Origin of the sequence: Corallococcus carmarthensis (assembly GCF_003611695.1) — a bacterium.
GTDB lineage: Bacteria > Myxococcota > Myxococcia > Myxococcales > Myxococcaceae > Corallococcus > Corallococcus carmarthensis.
Genome location: NZ_RAWE01000062.1, coordinates 1 through 19,859, shown reverse-complemented (window position 1 = coordinate 19,859; position 19,859 = coordinate 1). Strand labels below are relative to the sequence as shown.

General features: G+C 69.9%; 17 protein-coding genes. 8 read left to right on the top strand and 9 right to left on the bottom strand.

Annotated features, from left to right (window positions below; translation table 11 throughout):
- Positions 1-25: 25 nt before the first annotated feature.
- Positions 26-496, top strand: coding sequence for a hypothetical protein (locus tag D7X32_RS18595; protein ID WP_120603902.1), 471 nt, complete (start codon positions 26-28; stop codon positions 494-496).
- Here the strand turns inward: D7X32_RS18595 and D7X32_RS18590 are convergent.
- Both D7X32_RS18590 and D7X32_RS18585 read right to left on the bottom strand, forming a co-directional pair.
- The gene (locus tag D7X32_RS18590; protein WP_120603901.1) at positions 461-1,309 is read right to left on the bottom strand and encodes an NmrA family NAD(P)-binding protein; all 849 of its coding nucleotides are present in this window, start codon (positions 1,307-1,309) and stop codon (positions 461-463) included. The two genes, D7X32_RS18595 and D7X32_RS18590, sit on opposite strands and share 36 nt — an antisense overlap.
- Entirely contained in the window at positions 1,306-1,737 is a 432-nt protein-coding gene (locus D7X32_RS18585) for a nuclear transport factor 2 family protein (RefSeq protein ID WP_120603900.1), read from the bottom strand. The genes D7X32_RS18590 and D7X32_RS18585 overlap by 4 nt, the downstream gene beginning before the upstream one ends.
- A gap of 94 nt (positions 1,738-1,831) precedes the next feature.
- Between D7X32_RS18585 and D7X32_RS18580 the strand changes: the two genes are divergently transcribed.
- Both D7X32_RS18580 and D7X32_RS18575 read left to right on the top strand, forming a co-directional pair.
- Positions 1,832-2,797 carry an AraC family transcriptional regulator gene (locus tag D7X32_RS18580; protein WP_120603899.1) on the top strand — a complete coding sequence of 322 codons (966 nt, stop codon included), beginning with the start codon at positions 1,832-1,834 and terminating at the stop codon, positions 2,795-2,797.
- Between the two features lie 56 nt (positions 2,798-2,853).
- On the top strand, positions 2,854-4,233 hold the full coding sequence (locus D7X32_RS18575; protein WP_120603898.1) for a glycoside hydrolase family 26 protein: 1,380 nt from the start codon (positions 2,854-2,856) through the stop codon (positions 4,231-4,233).
- 57 nt (positions 4,234-4,290) lie between these two features.
- Here D7X32_RS18575 and D7X32_RS18570 read toward each other — a convergent pair whose 3' ends face one another.
- Complete coding sequence (locus tag D7X32_RS18570; RefSeq protein WP_120603897.1) at positions 4,291-4,755, bottom strand: hypothetical protein; 465 nt, start codon at positions 4,753-4,755, stop codon at positions 4,291-4,293.
- Between the two features lie 25 nt (positions 4,756-4,780).
- Positions 4,781-5,368, bottom strand: coding sequence for a TetR family transcriptional regulator (locus D7X32_RS18565; RefSeq protein WP_120603896.1), 588 nt, complete (start codon positions 5,366-5,368; stop codon positions 4,781-4,783).
- A 96-nt stretch (positions 5,369-5,464) separates the two neighbouring features.
- Here D7X32_RS18565 and D7X32_RS18560 point away from each other — a divergent pair, with 96 nt between their 5' ends.
- Positions 5,465-6,337 (top strand): oxidoreductase, encoded by an 873-nt coding sequence (locus tag D7X32_RS18560; protein WP_120603895.1) that lies wholly within the window; start codon positions 5,465-5,467, stop codon positions 6,335-6,337.
- A 3-nt stretch (positions 6,338-6,340) separates the two neighbouring features.
- Here the strand turns inward: D7X32_RS18560 and D7X32_RS18555 are convergent, their stop codons facing one another.
- Entirely contained in the window at positions 6,341-6,715 is a 375-nt protein-coding gene (locus D7X32_RS18555; protein ID WP_120603894.1) for a GFA family protein, read from the bottom strand.
- Positions 6,716-6,896: 181 nt separating this feature from the next.
- Here D7X32_RS18555 and D7X32_RS18550 point away from each other — a divergent pair, with 181 nt between their 5' ends.
- From D7X32_RS18550 to D7X32_RS18540, 3 genes are read left to right on the top strand one after another with little or no spacing between them, the layout of a single operon-like run.
- Entirely contained in the window at positions 6,897-7,184 is a 288-nt protein-coding gene (locus D7X32_RS18550; protein ID WP_120603893.1) for a hypothetical protein, read from the top strand.
- Positions 7,181-7,468: a hypothetical protein gene (locus D7X32_RS18545; RefSeq protein ID WP_120603892.1), complete on the top strand. Its 288-nt coding sequence runs from the start codon at positions 7,181-7,183 to the stop codon at positions 7,466-7,468. Before D7X32_RS18550 ends, D7X32_RS18545 begins: the two co-directional genes overlap by 4 nt.
- Positions 7,465-9,021 (top strand): PepSY-associated TM helix domain-containing protein, encoded by a 1,557-nt coding sequence (locus tag D7X32_RS18540; RefSeq protein ID WP_120603891.1) that lies wholly within the window; start codon positions 7,465-7,467, stop codon positions 9,019-9,021. Before D7X32_RS18545 ends, D7X32_RS18540 begins: the two co-directional genes overlap by 4 nt.
- A gap of 531 nt (positions 9,022-9,552) precedes the next feature.
- Here D7X32_RS18540 and D7X32_RS18535 read toward each other — a convergent pair.
- Together D7X32_RS18535 and ileS are read right to left on the bottom strand one after the other, a co-directional pair.
- Positions 9,553-11,757 carry a TonB-dependent siderophore receptor gene (locus D7X32_RS18535; RefSeq protein ID WP_120603890.1) on the bottom strand — a complete coding sequence of 735 codons (2,205 nt, stop codon included), beginning with the start codon at positions 11,755-11,757 and terminating at the stop codon, positions 9,553-9,555.
- Positions 11,758-11,953: 196 nt separating this feature from the next.
- Positions 11,954-15,697: an isoleucine--tRNA ligase gene (ileS, locus tag D7X32_RS18530; protein WP_120603889.1), complete on the bottom strand. Its 3,744-nt coding sequence runs from the start codon at positions 15,695-15,697 to the stop codon at positions 11,954-11,956.
- Positions 15,698-15,864: 167 nt separating this feature from the next.
- Between ileS and D7X32_RS18525 the strand changes: the two genes are divergently transcribed.
- Positions 15,865-17,037 (top strand): glycoside hydrolase family 26 protein, encoded by a 1,173-nt coding sequence (locus D7X32_RS18525; RefSeq protein ID WP_120603888.1) that lies wholly within the window; start codon positions 15,865-15,867, stop codon positions 17,035-17,037.
- A gap of 10 nt (positions 17,038-17,047) precedes the next feature.
- Here the strand turns inward: D7X32_RS18525 and D7X32_RS18520 are convergent, their stop codons facing one another.
- The gene (locus D7X32_RS18520) at positions 17,048-18,637 is read right to left on the bottom strand and encodes an SDR family NAD(P)-dependent oxidoreductase (RefSeq protein ID WP_120603887.1); all 1,590 of its coding nucleotides are present in this window, start codon (positions 18,635-18,637) and stop codon (positions 17,048-17,050) included.
- Between the two features lie 79 nt (positions 18,638-18,716).
- On the bottom strand, positions 18,717-19,859 hold a 1,143-nt coding region (locus D7X32_RS18515; protein ID WP_120603886.1), incomplete at its 5' end, for a hypothetical protein.

Sequence of the window (19,859 nt, the reverse complement as noted above, 5' to 3'; positions counted from 1 at the left end):
CCGCGCACCGCTAGATTCGCGGGCCATGAGCCCCGAGACGAAGTCCTCCCCGAGCAAGTCTGGCCTCGAAGGTCAGCTCCTGTCCGGGGTGCAGCGGCTGTCCACCGAGACGGGCAGCACCGGCGAACCGCTCACGCCGGGCGCCGTGCGGCGCCGAGCGCTGCGGACCCTGGCGAAGGGCACGGGCCTGGTGCTGCTGGGCGCCGTCATCATCGGGGTGCTGGTCTGGCTGGGCATGGGAGGCAACGGTGTATTGCCCCAGCTCCTGGCGATGCCCACGTTCTTCCTGGGCGCCGCCTATCTCATCGCGGGCCTCACGGGCCTCCTGACGGGACGCCCGTGGGACCGCACGCCCTTCTGGGTGAAGCTGCCGATGATGATCGTCGGTGCCTTCGTGGCGTTCACGGCCCTCATCGTCGTTGCCGTCGCGGGCACGAGCGCCGTGCGCTCGGCCACGGACTCAACGCCAGACGTTCGTATGCGCCCGGGCGAATGATTCGAAGTCGCGAGGCGCGCGTCCGGTGACCCGGAGCACGGTGTCCGTCACGCGGTCCTCGGCCCCGTCGCGAATGAGCCCGTCGAGCATCGTGAGCAACCGCGCGTAGGTCTCCGGCATGCCGGAGGCCTGGAGGTGCCGCTGGGCCTCCTCTGGTGTCGCGTGCACGTGCCGGATGGCGCGGCCCGACACCCGGGACAGGATGGCCGCGACGTCGTCGTAGCTCAGCGCCTGGGGCCCGGTGATGACGTGACCGGTGTCATGGGACACGTCATCCGCGAGCGCCCGGACGCCCACCGCCGCGATGTCCCCCGCGTCCACGAAACCCACCCGTCCCTGGCCGGTGGCCGTCACCAGCGTGCCGTCGCGCCGGAGGCCGGCGTCGTGATGGTGCCCGGGGTTGGTGAAGTTCTGCATGAACCACGAGGGCTGGAGCACGCTCCACTCCGGCGCGTGCGCGCGCAGGAAGTGGTGCACCTGTCCCAGCCCGGGGCCCCCCTCCGGAACGGCGGACGCGGAGAGCAGGACGACCCGCCGCACGCCGCGGGCCAGTGCGCGCTCGAGAACGGGAATCATGAGGGTGGACGGGTCCTCCACCAGCCCGGGCGCGAGGACGTACATCCGGTCCACGCCTTCCAGCGCGGCCCCATGCGTGGACGGGTCCGCCCAGTCGAAGCGCACGTGTTCGGCGGCGGCGACGGGCGGTCGCGTGTCGCGCGTGGCGGTGCGCACCGTGAAGCCCTCCGCCGTGAGCCCCTCCGCGATGGGACGTCCCGTGTTGCCGGCGGCTCCGATGACGAGGACGCGCGTCATGCCTGCTCCCGGGTGAAGCTCTCGAAGGTGCCCCGGGGCGCGGCCAGCGGGTTCCAGTATTCGCGGTAGTGCACGATGCGGCCGTCGCGCACCTGGAGCCGCATCACGTAGTCCTGTTCGTAGGGGATGTTGCCGGGTTGCAGCGTCGCGGCGCCGTGCACCTCCAGCCAGCCCGTAGTCGCATCCACGCCCGGGTAGCGCCGGGCGTTCGTGAAGGTGAGCCCCTGGAAGTGCTTGGTGATGGGCGCGAACCAGGCGCGGATGGCCGCGATGCCTTCCATCCGCGCGGGCCCGCCAAGCGAGGAGGCGTAGGGGAACTCGACGACGGCATCCTCGGTGAAGAGGGCGAGCCAGCGTTCGACGTCCGTGGCGATGAGCGCGAGGTGCGCGTCCATCAGCCGGGTCAGGTCAGGGGAAGTGCGGTCCATGCGTGGCCTCCTGCAAGAGGTGATGGACCAGGAATAGGCCGCCCGTTATGGACGCTCCATGTCACTGCGTCCAAAAGAACTGTCTTCCAGTCCAATGCCGCCGGACGAAAAGACCGACGTGGTCTCCGACGTGCTGGAGACGCTGCGGTTCAAGACGCTGCTCTTCGGCCGCATCGAGCTGGGCGCGCCCTGGGCCGTACGCATGCCCCGCAAGGCCAACGCGTCGTTCTACGTGGTGGCGCGAGGGAGCCTGCGCCTCCAGGTGGAGGGCACGGCGAAGCCGGTGTTCCTGTCCGCGGGCGACGTGGTGTTGCTGCCCCGCGCGCCCGCGCACGTGCTGGATGACGGCAGCCGCCGCAACCCCGTCGCGAGCGACTTCGTCCCGTCCCAGGCGCTGCGTCCCTCCGGCACGCGGCTGGGCGGCACGGGGCCGCTCACCACGCTGATCACCGGCTGCTTCCAGTTCGGCGTGGACCCGGCGCATCCGTTGCTGCGCGCCTTCCCCTCCCTCATCCGCCTGTCCACGCAGGAGGGGCAGGGGACGCCCTCGCTCGCCGCCACCGTGCAGCTCATCACCGCGGAGACCGCCATGCCGGGACCAGGGAGCGCGCTGGTGCTGGGCCGGTTGGCGGACGTGCTGCTCGTCCACGCGCTGCGGGCCCAGACGGTGCTCGGGGGCGCGAAGCAGGCGGGATGGAAGGCGCTGGCGGATCCCGCCATCGGGAACGCGCTCTCGCTGATGCACGAACAGCCCGGCACGCCCTGGACGGTGGAGCGGCTGGCGCACTCCGTGGGCGTGTCGCGCTCCGGGTTCGCCGCGCGCTTCCATTCGCTGGTGGGCGAGACGCCGCTGCACTACCTGGCCCACTGGCGGATGATCCGCGCCGCGCGCTGGCTGCGTGAATCCACCGACAGCCTGGACACCATCGCCGAGCGCGCCGGCTACGAAAGCGCGCCCGCCTTCAGCAAGGCCTTCAAGCGCCGCTGGGGCGTGGGGCCCGGCGCGTATCGGCGCGCTCCCACGGACAGTGAACCGGGCGGTGTCTACATTGACACGTAAATGGTAAATCCAGGAGAGTCGGAAATAGCTTCTTTCCCCCTCCGGGAGCCTCCCTCATGCATCCGCGCCTCAAGCGCTTGTTCGTCTCCGTCACCTCCTCGCTGGCCATGGCGTCCACGCTGTGTGCCGGGCTGACCGCCTCGGCGGATCCGCTGACGGGCGTGTACCGGGGCGAGGTGTACTCGCGGCCCAACGCGGTGAACGCGTACTCCACCTGGCTGGGCTTCGACGTGAAGATGGGCCAGGGGCACCAGGCGAAGGACTCCTGGGGCAACATCGAGAACCCGGGCTGGCAGCTGGGCGCGTGGCGCACGTGGGTGAAGGCCAAGGCGGGCCGGCGCTTCAACTACTCGGTGGCGATGTTCCCCAGCGGGCAGGGCAACCTCGCGTCGTGCGCGGCGGGTGCGTATGACCCGCGCTTCAAGAACCTGGCGACGAACCTGGTGGCCTACGAGCTCCAGGGCACCATCATCCGGCTGGGCTGGGAGTTCAGCGGCAGCTGGATGCCCTGGTATTCCGGCAACGGCCAGCAGGCGAACTTCGCCGCGTGCTTCCGCCGCATCGTGACGGCCATGCGCACGCAGCAGCCGAACGCGGGCTTCGAGTTCGACTGGAACCCGAACTACGACATCTCCGCCGCGGACCTGAGCGCCACGTACCCGGGCGACGCGTACGTCGACTACATCGGCTTGGACATGTACGACCAGGGCTGGAACGGCGCCTATCCGATTCCGGCGGGCTGCACGGGTTCGTGCGCGCTCACGCGGTGGCAGTCGGTGTGGAACTCGCAGTTCGGTCCGGCGCTGACGAAGTTCAAGAGCTTCGCCCAGTCCCACAACAAGCGGCTGTCCGTGCCCGAGTGGGGCGTCAACGACGCGGCCACCAACGGCGGCGGGGATGACACGTACTACGTGCAGCAGATGCTGGCGTTCATCTTCAACCCGGCGAACAACGTGGGCTACCACTCGTACTTCGACATCCAGGCGTCGGACGGCCACCACCAGCTGTCCAGCGCGGACGCCAGCGGCGGCAACACCTTCGTCACCGAGTTCCCCAACGCCGCGGCGGCCTTCAAGAGCTTCTACGCGGGCCTGAACCCGCAGCCGGCGCAGGTCTCCGCCACGAAGGCGACGGTGAGCCCGGCGACGGTGACGCGCGGCCAGTCCTTCAACGTGACGGGCACCGTGACGTCCTCCACGGCGCGCACGGTGGTGGTGAAGTATGAGATCCGCAACGCAGCCACCACCGCGCTGGTGACGGACAAGCCGTACACGGCGCAGGTCTTCACCGCGGGCCAGACGCGCAGCTACACGTCCGCGTTCACCCTCTCCACGTCGCTGGGCGCGGGCACCTACCGCGTGGACACGCTCGTCTTCACGGCGGACTGGTCCCAGACGTTGCTGTACCGCAACGACACGACGTTCACCGCGAACTGACGCGCCGGCGCCGTGCCGGCCGCTGGAGGCGGATGGCCTCCGGCGGCCGGTGGGCCCTCAGTGGGGAATGGCCACGGCCTGCTCCAGGCCTTCGGTCCACTCCAGCAGGCACGACGCGTCCACCCCGAAGTTGACCTCGATGCGCGCCTTCACGCTGCCGTAGACGAGGGTGAAGTCCGGCTTCCACCGGTCGCTGGCCGCATCGGAGCGGGGACGGACCTCGACGGTGCAGGTGACGTCCCGGCCCTGGTCCAGGTCCAGGCTGAATGCCTCCTGGGTGGCCTGCCATTGCCGGAGCGCCCGCAGCAGGGCGTCGAAGTGGGCGCGGAGCACCACGACCTGCGGCAGCCGGAGGTCGAAGTCCTCCACCACCTCCATGAAGTCGTGATTGTCCCTGCGGAAGCTGGACCCGGTGCTGCGCAGATCCAGCAGGAGGCAGGGCTCGCCGTCCAGGGACATGGCCCGGCGGACCTTTCCTTCCAGGATGTTGTAGCCAGCGTTCGAGGGGAGGCGGAAGGTCATGGTCAAGCCCGCTCCCTGACGCCTCTCACGAAGTGGGGCTGACGGGCGTCGCCAGGAGCCGGACGGCCTCCACTACGGAGCGGCGCCGCCGGCGGATCTCCGCGGGCGAGGGTGGGGTGGCCGTGGCGCAGTAGGACAGCGGGGAGGCCCACGTCTTGGACAGCGCCAGCACCAGCGCCAGCAGCTCGTCCGCCGCGAAGTGCTTCGACACCAGCCCTTCCTTCTGGGCCTTCGCGATGGCGGCGGCCTTGTGCTGGTTGCTGCGCGCGACGGCCTCCGGGATGTCCACCGAGGGGCCGTGCTCCAATTCGTACCAGGTGGCCAGGCGCAGCACCTGCGGCCGGGTCTGGAAGCCGTCGAACAGCCGCCCCGCGTAGGCCGGCAGGTCAGCCGCGTCGATGGGCGTCTCGCGCGCCACCTCCGCCACGTGCGCTTCGAACACGGCGTCGAACAGCTGCTCCTTGCTGCCGAAGTACGAATAGATGAGCGCCTTGTTGCAGCCCGCCGCCGCCGCGATGCGGTCCACGCGCGCGCCCGCGATGCCCTTCTCCGAGAACTCCGCCGCGGCCGCTTCCAGCAAGCGCTGCCGGGTCTTCTGTGCGTCTCCAGCCATGCCGGCCCACCATGCCCCAGCCCATTCCGGGTTGCACCCTGGGAGGACCCCCTTTATATCCATGTAACCAACCAGTTAGTTGAAAGGATTCCCGCCGTGAGTGGCTCCCCTGAAAAGTCCCGCGTCTGGCTCATCACCGGCTCTTCCCGAGGCCTGGGACGCAGCTTCGCGGAGGCCGTGCTGGCGGCCGGGCACCGGCTGGTGGCCACGGCGCGAAAGCCGGAGCAGCTGTCCTCGCTGGTGGAGCGCTACGGGGACCGCGTCCGCGCGGTGGCCCTGGACGTGACGAACCCGGAGCAGGCCAGGGCCGCGGTCCGGACCGCGGTGGAGGCCTTCGGCCGCCTGGACGTCGTGGTGAACAACGCGGGGTACGGCAGCCTCGCGCCCATCGAGCAAATGACGGACGAGGACTTCCGCGCGCAGCTGGACACCAACCTGTTCGGAGTGATGAACGTGACGCGCGCGGCGCTGCCGGTGCTCCGCGAGCAGCGCTCCGGACACATCATCCAGGTGTCCTCCGTGGGCGGGCGCCTGGCCACGCCGGGGCTGGGCGCGTACCAGGCCGCGAAGTGGGCGGTGGGGGGCTTGTCCGAGGTGCTGGCCAAGGAGGTGGCGCCCTTCGGCGTGAAGGTGACGGTGCTGGAGCCGAGCGGTTTCCGCACGGACTGGGCCGGGGCGTCCATGACCATCCCGGACTTCCGGCCGGAGTACGCGCCCACCGTGGGCGTGGTGGCCCAGGCCTTGCGCTCCCGCACGGGGAAGGAGCCGGGGGACCCGGACCGCGCGGCCCAGGTGCTGCTCCAGGTGGCAGCGATGGCGTCGCCGCCGCTGCACCTGTTGCTGGGCAGCGACGCGTTCGTGCTGTCGCAGGAGAAGCTGGACGCGCTCAAGGCGGAGGACCAGAAGTGGAAGGACCTTTCCGTGTCCACCGACTTCCCGGAGGGGCTCGCCCCGGTCCCGCGCTTCTGACGGCTACCAGAGGTTGCGGCCGTCCACGAACGTGACGCGCACCGCGTCCAGGTTGAAGCCGTCGAACAGGCGCGCGTTGAGGCCCACCTTGAACTGGCCGGGCACGGGCGCGTTGTTCTCCCAGACGGGAATGTCCGACCACGTCCCGCAGCCGCACCGCTGGCAGTGGTGGTGCACGACGGGCGCGTTGCGGTCGTACACGCCCGCCTGCTCGCGGCTCGTGAACTTCACCTGCTCCGTCGGGTAGTAGGCCCAGAGCACGCCGCGCTTGGAGCAGAACGTGCAGTTGCAGCGGGTGAGCTCCTTCGGCGGCGCGGATACCTCGAACCGCATCGCACCGCAGTGACAGCTCCCCTTCAGGGGCGTGGCTTCGTTCATCCCGCCATCATCCGGAGCGCGGTATTTCCTGGAAGCGCGGTGCACGCACGGTGTTCGTGCGCCGACGCTCGCACCGGGAGCACGGGGGGCCTCCGCCTGCCTTGACAGGTCTGGGGTCCCTCGTGAGGATGCAAATCATTATCAACTTTGAACCAAGAGACGGGGCCACGCGGTGGTCGCGATGCTGAGCCTTGCCGCGCTGTGCTTCTGCGTGTCGGCGGTGTCGTGGCTGGGCGGCGGTGCCCGGTGGCGCTGGGGCGCTGCGGTGCCGGGGCTCGCGTCGCTGGGGTGCTGCGTGGGTGGCTTCGGGCCGGTGGCGGGGCTGCTGGTGCTGGCGGTGCTGGCGATGACGGCGGCCTCGGTGTTGGTGCTGGTGCTCGCCCCCCGGCCTTCGCGTGCGCGCACCTTCGCGTGGGTCAGTGGCGTGATGGGGCTGGTGCCAGTGGCGCTGATGGGCGTGGGGCGATGAGCGCGGGACGCGGTGACAAGTCAGCGAACCACTCCGTGGCGCGGACACTGGCGGCGGTGGCGGGTGCGCCGCTGGCCGCGTTCGCGGTGGGCGCGGCGCTGATGGCGTTCCTGCCGGTGTCGGGGCCGTGGGCCTTCGCGCTGGGCTTCCACGGGGTGCTGCCTGTGTGGGTGGGGCTCGCGTGCACGCTGCCGCTGGCCCGGGATGGCCGGGTGGCGTGGGGCGTGTGCCTGGCGGTGGTGGTGCCGGTGGCCGTCGCGCTGATCCTCCGGGGGCCGCGATGAAGCTGTCGCCCCGGACGTTCCGCATCCAGTTCGACCTGCATGCGTGGGCGGGCGTCGCCGCCAGCCTGTTCCTGTTCGTCATCTTCTTCTGTGGCGTCTTCGCGATGTTCCGCGAGGAGCTGGAGGTGTGGCAGGAGCCCGCGCTCCACGTCGCGCCGCCCTCGGAGTCGCCGCCGTCCTTCGACGTGATGCTGGAGCGGGTGCGCGAGCAGGGGCCGCTGCCGCGTGGCGCTCACGTGGGACTGCTCACGCACGAGGAGACGCGGTTCATCACCGCGTACCTCTTCGAGCCCACGGGGATGCGGGTGGTGTGGCTGGACCCGCTCACCGGCACCACGCTGCCGGAGCGCAGCCGCCTGGCCAGTGAGCTGTACTGGATGCACTTCTTCTACCGGGTGCCCTGGGGGATGGAGTTCACGGGCGTGGTGTCGGTGGCGCTGCTGGTGGCGCTGGTCAGCGGTCTGTGGATCCACCTGAAGGACCTGCGCGCGCAGTGGTGGCGCTTCCGGCCCACGGCGAAGCCGCGGTTCTCCGCGTCGGACGCGCACAAGGTGCTGGGCGTCTTCGGCTTGCCGTTCACCGCGATGCTGGCGTGGACGGGAGCGGTGTTGTGTCTGGCGGGGCTGGCGGCGCAGGGCTTCGGGAGCGCGGTGTACCGGGGGCAGGCGGACCGGGTGACGCGGCTGCGCGGCTACAGCGTGCCGGTGCGGGAGGCGTCGGGGAAGGATGCGCCCATGCTGTCGCTGGACGCGGTGGTGGACCGTGCTCGCGCGTCGGTGCCCGGCGCGGAGGGGACGCCCCGGTACGTGGAGCTTCACGACTACGGCGATGCGCGCGGCTGGGCGGGCGTGTACTTCCAGTTGTCCCCGCTGGGGCCGGACCACTTCGCGCACGTGGACAGCGTGAGCGGGGAGACGTTCGGGTCGAGCGTGGAGTCCCGCACCCCGAACTTCAGCTTCGAGCGGCTCCTCTTCGACCTGCACGCCGGCCGGTTCGCGGAGGCGCTGATGAAGCCGCTCTACGCGCTGCTCGCGCTGGCGATGTGCGCGGTGATTGTCACCGGCAACCTCATCTGGCTGGAGCGCCGCGACCCGCTGCGCACGCGCCAGGGCAACCGCGTGCTGGAGCGGCTGACGGTGGGCGTGTCCGCCGGGCTCGCGTTCGGGACGGCCGTGTACTGCGCCGCGAACCGGGTGCTGCCGTGGGCGCTGGCGCGGCGGGGTGACTGGGAGTTCGGCCTGTTCCTGGGTGCGTGGGCGCTCGCGGTCGTCATCGCGCTGGTGCCGAGCGGTTCATCGCGGCGCGTGGGCAGCGTGCTGTGCGCGGCGGCCGCGGTGCTGTTCGGCGCGGTGGTGGTGGGCGACGTGGTGACGCAGGACGCGAACCTGTTCACGGCGCTGGCGCGTGGCCTGCCGCCCGTGTTCCTGGCGGAAGCGCTGCTGTGCGCGATGTCACTGGGTTGTGGCGGGCTGGCGTGGGGCCTGCGCAGGCGGAAGGCGACGGAGCCCGTGGCCGGTGGTGATGCGCCCGAAGGGCCCTTGGTCAAAGCGTAACGGCGGGGGCTGACATGCGCGTGAGATGCGCTGGACTCCTGACGCTCTTTCCGTCCACCTCCCGCCCGACACGGTCCTCCAATCCGGTCCGACAGTCGGACAGGTTTCCACGGCTCGGCTGGAGCAGAGGCCCTCCCAGACACGGTTTTCCAAACTGGTCCGACAGTCGGACAGGTTCGTGCGGCGCGCGGCTGGACCGGGGGCCCTTCCCTGGCACGGTCCTCCAAACTGGTCCGACAGTCGGACAGGTTCGTGCGGTGCGCCGCCGACGGAGAGACCCTGCTGGGCTCTCACCTTCTCAGCCACTTGGACAGGCTCCATGTCCGAGGGACTGGTGCTCCGGAGGGAGTCTCCGTCAGCGCATGGCCGTGGAGCCCTGGGAGGTTCCGAGGCTCGGCCTCCGGGAACGACATGGGGCCCTCCCTGGCGGAGACGTGCCAGGCAAGGGCCCCATCGATGCGTCAGCGTGAATTGGTGCCAGGCCCTTCTGGCGGTACTGCTCCGGAAGGGCCCTTCAACCCCGCGCGACGGCTACCAGGTGTAGCCGACGGTGGCGGACGCGCGGCGGCGCTCGCCGTAGAAGCAGGCCGTCGCGGAGCTGCACGAGGACACGTAGGTCTTGTCCGCCAGGTTGGAGGCGTTGATGGCCGCGCGCCACGGGCCGCGCTCGTAGTGCACGCTCGCGTCCACCAGCGTGAAGCCCGGGACCTCCAGCGTGTTCTCGCGGTCCGCGTAGGAACTGCCCACGCCGCGCACTCCCGCCGCCACGCCGAAGCCGCGCAGCGCGCCGTCCTGGAAGGTGTAGTCCAGCCACAGCGACGCCAGCACCTCCGGCACGCCCACCGGGCGCTTGCCCAGCTCCAGGTCCGCCCCTTCCGTGATCTCCAGCGAGTACAGCGACGCGGAGCCAATCAGGCTCAGCCCGCGCATCAGCGTGGCGTTGGCCTCCACCTCGAAGCCGCGCGAGCGGACCTCGCCAATCTGCAGCTGGTTGAAGGCGCCGTCCGTGGTCACGAAGTTCTGGCGCTTCAGCTCGAACAGCGACAGGCCCACCAGCACGGGGAACGCATCCGGCTGGTACTTCACGCCCGCTTCAAGCTGCTGACCCATCTCTGGCTCGAACACCGAGCCGTCCGACTTCGTCCCGGCCACCGGGTTGAACGACCGCGAGAAGCTCACGTACGGCGCGACGCCCACGTCGAACCGGTAGAGCAGGCCCGCGCGGCCGCTGAAGGCGCTCTCGCTGCCGTCGTAGCTGGACGTGGGCGCCAGCTCGTTGTCCACGTCCATGCCCACCCAGTCATGGCGTCCGCTCAGCACCAGGCTCAGCCGGTCGTTGAAGCGCAGCTGGTCCTGGAGGTAGACGCCCAGCTGGTTCTGCGTGGACTGGTTCAGCGTGTAGCGCGACTCCGTGGGCGTGTAGTCGCCGCGCACCGGGTCGAGCAGGTCCAGCGGCGCGCCCGCCTCGTAGCCCTGTTCGTCGTCCAGCACGTAGTTCTTGAAGTCCACGCCCGCCAGCACCGTGTGGCGCACGGGGCCGGTGCTGAAGCGCGCCTCGCCCTGCGTGTCCACCGTGAAGAGGTTCGCGCTGGGGCGGGTGACGAAGTTGCCGCGCGAGAGCTGCGCGTCCGCCGGCTCACCCGCGTAGCCCACGCCGTAGAGCGTCTGGAAGTCCAGGTCCAGGTGCGCGTAGCGCAGGTTCTGCCGCAGCGTGAAGGTGTCGTTGAAGCGGTGGGAGAACTCGTAGCCCGCCCAGGACTGGTTGCGCTGGAAGTGGTCCAGGCTCTTGTCGCTGGTGAAGAGGCCGGTGGGGATGCGGCCATGGGGCGCGTCCACCACGGTGCCCACGTAGGGCAGGAAGTTCTGCCCCTGCGTGCGGTCCGCCAGGAAGCTGCCGTGCAACGTCAGCGACGTGTTCTCCGACGGCGCCCAGGTGAGGGCCGGCGCGATGAACAGCCGGTTGTTGTCCGTCTCCTCCACCTGCGTGCCGCCGCCGCGCGCCAGCGCCGTCACCCGGTAGCGCCAGTGGTTGCCCGAGTCGATGGCGCCGCCCAGGTCCACGCCCACGTAGCCGTTGGCGAACGTGTTGCCACCTACCTCCACGTGCCGCACCGAGCCTTCGACGGGCGGGCGCTTGCCCACCATGTTGAGCAGGCCGCCCGGAGACGTGCCGCCGTACAGCACGGAGGCCGGGCCGCGGATGGCCTCCACGCGCTCCAGGCCGAAGGTCTCCAGGCGCCAGGTGGCGAAGCTGCTGGAGTAGAGCTGGAGCCCGTCCAGGAAGTAGCCGCCCTCCTGCGACGAGAAGCCGCGAATCAGGAACCAGTCGTTGCGCGGATCCGCGCCGAACGTGTCCGAGCGCACGCCCGGCGTGTAGCGCGTGGCCTCCGTCACCGACTGCGCCTGCTGCGCGTCCATCTGCGCCCGGCCCACCACCGACACCGACTGCGGCGTCTCACCCAGCGCGGTGTCCGTCTTCGTGCCGCTGGCGCTGCGGCGCGCGGTGTAGCCCTTCACCGGGCCATTGGCGCGCTCGCTGTCCACCGTCACCGTCGGCAGGACGTAGAGCTCGTCATCCTTCGAGGCTCCCGCGGGGGCCGGGGACTCCGGAGCCGGGGCCTCCTGGGGCGCGACGGGCTCTTGCGCCAGGGCAGGGGAGGCGAGGAGGGCGAACGAGGCGCCAAGCAGCGCCCCCGGAACGAGGTGGCGCGGACGGCTGCGGAGCAGGATGGGCATGTTGAGAATGATTTGCGAAATCAGGGGGTGCGCCTGTCGCGTAACACGCACCCCCTGACGCGGCAAGCCAGGAGTGATCCGGGAGGCGCCCACGCCCTCCCGGTCCACTTCACGCCACACCGGATGTCTGCATTTACGGCCCCGGGTATGGCATTACCCGGAGCTGTCTTTCACTGCTCTCCGGAGGTCCGGGGATTCAGACGCGCTCGACGCGGAGCTTCGCGGGCAGGCCGTTGAGGCTGGCCTCTTCCTCGGAGCCGGTGAGGCCCTGGGGGCCCACGTGGATTTCGGAGGCCAGCGTCTCGCGGGCAATCTCGTCGCGGGCCGCTTCGACGACGCGCTTCACGCGGTCATCGCCGTCCACCCACAGGCGGATGCGGTCGGTGTAGCCCAGGTTCATGTCCTTGCGCTCACCCTGCACGCGCGCCAGCAGCTCGCGCACCAGGCCTTCGTCCACCAGGGCCTCGGTGAGCTGCGTGTGCATCACCACCACGCCCACGCCTCCGCCCGCGGCGGCGTAGCCCGGCTGCGCCTCCACCAGCGTCTCCAGCTCCTCGGCGGGGAAGACCATGTCCTCGCCGCCCACGTTCAGGGCCACCTTGCCCGTCTGGAGCAGCTCCTGGTGCAGCGCGCGGCCATCCCCCGAGTCGAACGCCTTGCGCACCGGCGCGAGCTTGGGGCCCAGCCGGCTGCCCATGGCGCGCAGGTTGGGACGCACGCGGTAGCGCACCACGTCCGCCTCCGGGCTGCCCGGCTCCACCAGCTTCACGGTGTGCACGTTCAGCTCGTCGGAGATGAGCGCCTGGTACACCGCCACGCGCTCCGACAGCTCGCGGCGGGACAGGATGACGTCCGCGCGCGACAGCGGCTGGCGCACCTTGAGCCGGTTGTCCGTGCGGACCTTGAGGCCCAGCGACACCAGCTCGCGCACGGCGCCCATCTCCGCGGCCAGCCCCTCGTCGATGAGGCTCGCGTCCACGTCCGGGAAGCGCGCCAGGTGCACGCTCTCCGGCTGCGTCCGGGCCCACGGCTTGCCCACCAGGTTGCCCCACATGTCATCCGCGAAGAACGGGATGAAGGGCGCGGACAGCGCCGTGATGGTCGTCAGGGCCTCGTAGAGCGTGAAGTACGCGTCCTGCTTGTCCTGTTCGAAGCCCGGCGCCCAGAAGCGCTCGCGGCTGCGGCGCAGGTACCAGTTGGACAGCGCGTCCACCAGCGCCACCATCCGCTGGGCCGCGTCGTACACCTGATACGTGTCCAGCGCCTTGGCCACGTCGCGCAGGGTGAGCTGCACCTCGGAGAGGATCCACCGGTCCAGCACCGGGCGCGCCTTCACCTCGCGCCAGCCCTGGCTCTTGCGGATGGCCAGCCACGGGGCCTCCGTGGCGCCCTCGTTGCCCTTCGCCGGGTTGAATCCGTCGATGTTCGCGTAGATGGTGAAGAACGAGTAGACGTTGCGCAGCTTGACCTGGAAGTCCTTCTGCAACAGCCGCACGTTCGCCAGCGAGTGGCGCGTGTTGGACCAGGTGGGGCTGGCCGCGTAGAAGAACCACCGGAACGCGTCCGCGCCCGGCGCCTTGGTGGCGGGGTCCTTGAGCACCACGCGCTCGGTGGCCGCCAGCCGGGGCACCTCCACCGGCATCACGTCCACGCCGCGCGCGGAGGGCTTCACGTCCAGTTGCTGAAGCTCCTGCGGCGCCAGCAGCACCACGCGGCGCTTGAGCTTCTTGTGCACCTTCACCGTCACGGTGACGGGCGCGTCCGGCCGGTCCGGGCGGAAGAGCTGCACCTTCGCGCCCTCCTGCGTGTCCAGGCCCTCCAGGTCCTCGCGCGCGATGAGCGCCACGCCGGCTTCAGCGGGGACGCCGGCCTCCGTGGCGGTGAGCACCGCGAAGTCCATGCGCACCTCGTCCAGGATGATCTCCGGCGGGGTGTAGTTGCCCTTGGACTTGGACTCCTTCTTGCCCTCCTTGTCGGAGACGTGCCCCAGCACGATGCAGCTCTTGTACGGCATGGGCCACTCACGCTTGGGCGTCAGGCCCATGCGCTTCTGCGTCTCCTCGTCGAAGAGGAGCGTGCTGACCATGAGCAGCGAGTAGAACCAGCCGCGCGTCTGGTCGATGGCTTCCGAGATGAAGTCCGCCGGGAACGCGCGGTTGAAGGTCTCCTGGCTGCCTTCCGCGTGCGGGAAGCCCCACTGCGCGAAGGGCATGCAGCCGGAGTCGAACCACACGTCCACCACTTCCGGGACGCGCTGGAACTTCCCGCCGGAGCCGGCCTTCTCGTACGTGACCTTGTCGATCCACGGCTTGTGGACCAGCAGGTGCTCCGCGTTGGACTCGTGCGGCTTGCCGGCGAGGAACGCCTTCAGCTCCGCCTCCACGGCGGCCACGTTGTTGCCCGGCTTCTGGCGCAGCTCCGCGATGGAGGCCACGGCCTCCGTCTCACCCGTTTCGGAGTGGATCCACAAGGGCAGCGGCGTGCCCCAGTAGCGCTCGCGCGACAGGGCCCAGTCCACGTTGTTGTCGAGGAAGTCGCCGAAGCGGCCATCCTTGATGTTCTCCGGGACCCAGTTGACCTGCTGGTTGTTCGCCTTGGCCTGCTCGATGACGGAGGTGGTGCGGATGTACCAGGCGGGGCGGGCGTACTGGATGAGGGGGTCCTCGTCCGCGCGCCAGCAGAAGGGGTACTCGTGGCGGTACTGCTCCGTGTGGATGAGCAGCCCGCGCTCCTTCAGGTTGCGCTGCAGGTCCTTGTCCGCGTCCTTCACGAAGCGGCCCACGACGAGCGGCACCTCTTCGGAGAACGTGCCGTCTGGCTTCACCGCGCAGCGCATCTCCAGCGCTTCCGGGTTCGCGAAGCGCGTGGCGTCCTTGCGGTAGGCCTTGTAGTCGTCCTCGCCGAAGGCAGGGGCCGTGTGGACGATGCCCGTGCCGCTGTCCAGCGTGACGAAGTCCGCCGGAATCACGCGCCAGCCCACCGTGTCCTGTCCGCCATCCTTGAGCGGCAGCGTGGCGTCCGTGTCCTTGGCGAAGTACGTGTCGAAGGGCGGCGTGTAGCGCTTGCCGACCAGGTCGCTGCCCTTCTGCGTGGCCAGCACGGGCAGGTCCTTCTTCAGCTTCTTGGCCAGGTCCTCGCGCAGCGCGGCGGCGAGGATGAGCTTGCGGTCCCCCGCGTCCACGGTGACGTAGTCCACGGCCGGGTTGACGGCCGCGTACATGTTGGACGGCAGCGTCCAGGGCGTCGTCGTCCAGATGAGCAGCGACGTGTCCGGAGCGTCGCGCAGCGGGAAGGCCACGTAGACGCTGGGGTCGTCCACCGTCTTGTAGCCCAGGCCCACTTCCGCGGCGGACAGCGCGGTGCCGCCGCGCGGCCACCACCACACCACCTTGTGGCCCTGGTACAGCAGGCCCTTCTTGTAGAGCTCGGAGAGCGCCCACCACACGCTCTGCACGAAGCCCCGGTGATAGGTGACGTAGGCCTCGTTGAGGTCCACCCAGAAGCCGATGCGCTGGGTCAGCCGCTCCCATTCCCCCGTGTAGCGGAACACGGACTCGATGCAGCGCTCCGTGAAGGGCTCCACGCCGTACTTTTCAATCTCCGCCTTGCCGTGGATGCGGAGCTCCTTCTCCACCTCCACCTCCACCGGCAGGCCGTGCGTGTCCCAGCCCGCCTTGCGCGGCACGTAGTGGCCCCGCATGGTCTGGTAGCGCGGGAACAGGTCCTTGATGACGCGCGTGAGGACGTGGCCGTTGTGGGGCAGGCCGTTCGCGGTGGGCGGGCCTTCGTAGAAGACGAAGCTGGGCTTGCCTTCGTTCGCCTTGAGCGATTTCTCGAAGATGCCGCGCTCCTTCCAGAAGGCCAGGATGCGGCGCTCCTCGGCCGGGAAGTCCATCTCCACGGGGACCGCGTTGAACAGGGGCGAAGGCTTTTCGGACATGGTGGCGTGCTTGATACCACCGGCCCGGCCCTTTGGCAGTGAATCCAGGCCCTTGCGAACCCGCCCGCACGCCGGTGGACAGATTCGCCTAAGCTGAAATTCGTGTAATTCCAGCTGGATGGGTGGCACCCTGGCCGCTTCCCGGGCAGCCCCTGGAGGTCCCTTCCGTGACGCACGTTCCCCCGAAGCCATTCCTTTCCTTTGTCCTGACGGCGCTGGCGCTGTGCCTGGGCGCCGGCACGGCCCAGGCGCAGGTGTCCCGGACGCTGAGCACGCCGGGCCCCACGGCGCAGGCGCAGAAGGTCTACAACCTGCTGACGGACCTGGAGAACAACAGCCGCAACGGCGGGACGAAGCAGACCATCATGGGCCAGCACTGCGAGGCCCAGAAGGAGTCCTACGCCGGTGAGTACTGGGTGAAGGTAGGGGACATCTCCGGCCGCCGCCCGGGCTTCGTGGAGTTCGACTTCGGGCCGGGCAACTACCGCAACACCTATGCGGAGCCGTACGTGGACTACGCGGTGGGCTTCGCGCGTGACCGCTTCATCTACGGCGAAGGCATCGTCGGGTTCAGCTTCCACCAGTCCTACCCGGGCGCGTCGGTGAAGAGCTGGCCCAACACCTTCCGGCAGTCCTGGATGGATTCCGCGTGGATGGGCCGGGTCATCAACTGGCAGGCCAACACGGCCGAGTACCAGGCGCTGCTGGGCGACCTGTCCTTCGCGGCGGACAAGCTGGTGTACCTCCAGCAGCAGGGCGTGCCGGTGCTGTTCCGCCCCTTCCACGAGATGAACAAGAAGGGGAGCGCGTCGCCGTTCTGGTGGGCGAACCAGGACCCCGCCCAGTACAAGCAGCTCTGGAACATCGCGCACGACTACATGGTCAAGACGCGCGGCCTGAAGAACCTCCTCTTCGTCTGGTCGCCGTACGAGTGGGACGGGACGTATGGCGGCGACCCGTGGAACTACTACCCGGGCAACGACCGCGTGGACGTGGTGGCCGTGGACATCTACCACGGCAATCCCTACTTCCCGGCCCAGTTCTACACGGGGCTCGCGGGCTACAACAAACCGCGCATGGTGGCGGAGACGGACAAGCTGCCGGTGCGCTGGGGCGACAGCCGCTACGGCACGGTGTCTGAGTTGGATTCGCGCCCGTGGGCCATCTACTCCATCTGGGGCGACTCGCTCGTCTACAACCTGGGCACGACGAGCCCCAACGACTGGAACGTGTCCAGCAGCTACAAGGCCATCAAGGACACGTATGGGTACTACGGCACGTACTGGCGCGTGCTGACCGGCGGGAGCAACGCGACCTACAACTGGGGCGCGTTGCGCTGAGGGCCGGGGCTCACCAGTTCGTGGGGCGGTAGTCCTTGAAGAAGTTGCCCCAGACGTACTCGCCGGTGTTCACGGCGGTGATGACGGGGTCCACGATGCGCGCGGCCCCGTCCAGGATGTCCAGTGGGGGCTGGAAGTCCAGCTCCTGCACCTTGCGCTCGGCATGATGCGCGGGGTCCTCGTCGGTGACCCAGCCGGTATCCGCCGCGTTCATGAAGATGTTGTCGCGCGCGTAGTCCGGCGCGGACGTCAGCGTCATCATGTTCAACGCGGCCTTGGCCATGTTGGTGTGCGGGTGCTTGTCCGTCTTCGTCCCGCGGGAGAAGCTGCCCTCCATCGCGGACACGTTGACGATGTGGCCCGGCCGCGAGCGGTCCTTCCGCATCAGCGGCCTCAACTTCCCGCACAGGATGAAGGGCGCCACGGCGTTCACCAGGTGCACCTCCAGCATCTCCGCGGTGCGCACCTCCCCCAGCCGCAGGCGCCAGGAGTTCGTGGCCCGCAGGTCCACCTGCTGGAGGTCCGCGTCCAGCCGGCCTTCCGGGAAGAGGGCGCGCGTGTCGCCCTCCTGCTCCATGGCGTAGGGCATCAGGGACAGCGCCGCGGAGGAGTGGATGCCCAATGCCGGGTCGCCGCTGCGCCAGGTCGCCACGGGCAGTGACGTGTTGCCCATCTCGCCCGGGCCCAGCGCGGGACGGAGCGCGGCGATGCAGGCCTCATGGCCGGAGAGCAGTGCGCGCAGCTTGGGCTCCAGGGTGCCGGCGTCGCGCAGCTCGCCCTCCAGCAGGTGCTGGTAGAAGCCCGGTGGCCGGCGCACGGTCTGCGCGGCGTTGTTGATGAGGATGTCCAGCCGCTCGTGCGTCTGTTCGATGTGGCGCGCGAACAGCTCCACGCTGGGCGCGTGCCGCAGGTCCAGGCCGTGCACCTGGAGCCGGTGGGCCCAGTCCGCGAAGTCCGGCTCGCGCGCGTAGCGGTGCACCGCGTCCTGGGGGAAGCGCGTGGTGGCGATGACGGTCGCGCCCGAGCGCAGCAGCATCAGCGACGCCTGGAAGCCAATCTTCACCCGCGCGCCGGTGATGAGCGCCACCTGGCCGGTGAGGTCCGCGCGCTGCGTGCGCCGGGCGTAGTTCAGGTCCCCGCACGGGATGCACATGGCGTCGTAGAAGAAGTGGAGCTTGCGGTACTCCGCCTTGCACACGTAGCACTTGCGCGGCACCTCCAGCAGGCGTTCCGGGGTCGCTTCCGGCGGCGGCGCGGGCAGCGCGGGCAGGCTGAGCACCGGCGCCTTGCGCAGCATGCGGATCTCCGTGCTGGAGCGCACGGCGCGGTCGTTGGCGCGCTGCGCGTCCTTGCGCTCCTTCTTGAGCGCGCTCTGGAGCCGGTTCTTCGAGGCCTTGTCCGGGTAGACGAGCCGGCTGGCGGAGGCCAGCAGGGCGTGGTGGTCCTCGTCTGGGAGGCGGTGCAAGAGCACGCGGTGTTTGGCGAGCGTGTTGAGCAGCGCCGTGGCGCGGCGCACGTCCTCGACGGAGACATCGGGGGGCGGGGCCGTGTCAGGTTCTGGGGACGACGGCGGGAGGTTCTCGACGGCCAGGTTCTTCACGCCCTGGTGCTTACCCTCCCGGGCGCTCCAGGGAAAGGTGTGGCTTGAACGGGCTTGGAGGGCGGGCGGCCGGGCCCCTTCAGCCCAGGCCCAGGCGGGGGAGCGTCACCTCGCGCACCTTGGGGATGCGGAAGCGGTAGAGGAACGCGTCCGCGAAGTAGTGGGCCAGCACCACCGCGTTGGTGGCGAGGACGCCCAGCGACCACAGCGGCTGCTGCCTCAGGAAGAAGGCCGTGGCCGCGCCCTGCGTCGCCCCGTCCACCAGCGTCACGAAGGGGCTGTTGGCCACGCCCACCAGGAGGATGGGCGCCATGAGGGCCAGCATCGCCGCCCACACGCGCGGGCCTCGCAGGCGGGCCGTGGCTTCCGAGGGCGTGGGCTGGAGCATCCGGCCGGTGAGGAAGAAGTACTCCAGGCCATGGATGCCCGCGCTCAGGATGGCGCCCCACAGCGGCCACACGAGGTACACCGCCACCACCGCCACGTGCGCCAGGACGTACACGCGCCGGGGGCCGCTCTGGCCCGGAGGCCCGCGCAGCGCGAGCACCAGCTTCGCGGCGAAGACGCCCCAGACGGCGAGCAGCACCCAGATGAGGCCGTAGGGCAGCGAGCCGGACTCCGCCTGGCCGATGTTGATCATCGGCCGGGAGCCCAGGGCGTTGGTGACGGGCAGGGCCAGTGAGCGGATCATCATCAGCGCCAGCGCGATGGGGACGAACTGGCGCTGGAGCGTGCGCTCGGACTCGGACAGCGGCGGGGCGCCCCCGGCGCGGGCCCGGAGCCCGTGCAGCGCCCAGAGCCCCTTCACCTGCGACAGCGTGTGGTGCGCGGCGAGCACGTGGATGCCCGCGCCCAACAGCAGCGCGAGGAGCGGGGCGTATGCGTCCGCGTACCAGAGCAGCCCGAAGGTGACCGCGAACACCGCCGACGCGCCGCCCACGAGCAGCCGGGATTGGTTGGGCGTGGTGTGCAGCAGCTCGCGCCGGGTGCCCACCAGCAGGAAGGTCAGGATGACGTGCGTGCCATTGAGGAAGACGTACTGCGACGTCCACCGGCCAATGGCCTGGGCGAACCCCTGGGAGCCCTCGCCGGTGAGGCTCGCGAGCCACACGGACGCGAGCAGCAGCAGCGTGGGCAGCACCAGGATGCTCAGGTCCGCCCGGGGCGAGAAGAGCCACAGCCCCTGGAAGCGCACGGACGCCGGGGCTGCGGACGCTTCGAG

Bases quoted from the DNA above. Each gene is read 5' to 3' on its own strand.
- D7X32_RS18585 (WP_120603900.1), bottom strand. From the start codon at position 1,737: ATGGACCGCACTTCCCCTGACCTGACCCGGCTGATGGACGCGCACCTC.
- D7X32_RS18550 (WP_120603893.1), top strand. From the start codon at position 6,897: ATGCTGAGCCTTGCCGCGCTGTGCTTCTGCGTGTCGGCGGTGTCGTGG.
- D7X32_RS18535 (WP_120603890.1), bottom strand. From the start codon at position 11,757: ATGCCCATCCTGCTCCGCAGCCGTCCGCGCCACCTCGTTCCGGGGGCG.
- D7X32_RS18545 (WP_120603892.1), top strand. From the start codon at position 7,181: ATGAGCGCGGGACGCGGTGACAAGTCAGCGAACCACTCCGTGGCGCGG.
- D7X32_RS18540 (WP_120603891.1), top strand. From the start codon at position 7,465: ATGAAGCTGTCGCCCCGGACGTTCCGCATCCAGTTCGACCTGCATGCG.
- D7X32_RS18595 (WP_120603902.1), top strand. From the start codon at position 26: ATGAGCCCCGAGACGAAGTCCTCCCCGAGCAAGTCTGGCCTCGAAGGT.
- ileS (WP_120603889.1), bottom strand. From the start codon at position 15,697: ATGTCCGAAAAGCCTTCGCCCCTGTTCAACGCGGTCCCCGTGGAGATG.
- D7X32_RS18590 (WP_120603901.1), bottom strand. From the start codon at position 1,309: ATGACGCGCGTCCTCGTCATCGGAGCCGCCGGCAACACGGGACGTCCC.
- D7X32_RS18580 (WP_120603899.1), top strand. From the start codon at position 1,832: ATGCCGCCGGACGAAAAGACCGACGTGGTCTCCGACGTGCTGGAGACG.
- D7X32_RS18575 (WP_120603898.1), top strand. From the start codon at position 2,854: ATGCATCCGCGCCTCAAGCGCTTGTTCGTCTCCGTCACCTCCTCGCTG.
- D7X32_RS18565 (WP_120603896.1), bottom strand. From the start codon at position 5,368: ATGGCTGGAGACGCACAGAAGACCCGGCAGCGCTTGCTGGAAGCGGCC.
- D7X32_RS18555 (WP_120603894.1), bottom strand. From the start codon at position 6,715: ATGAACGAAGCCACGCCCCTGAAGGGGAGCTGTCACTGCGGTGCGATG.
- D7X32_RS18570 (WP_120603897.1), bottom strand. From the start codon at position 4,755: ATGACCTTCCGCCTCCCCTCGAACGCTGGCTACAACATCCTGGAAGGA.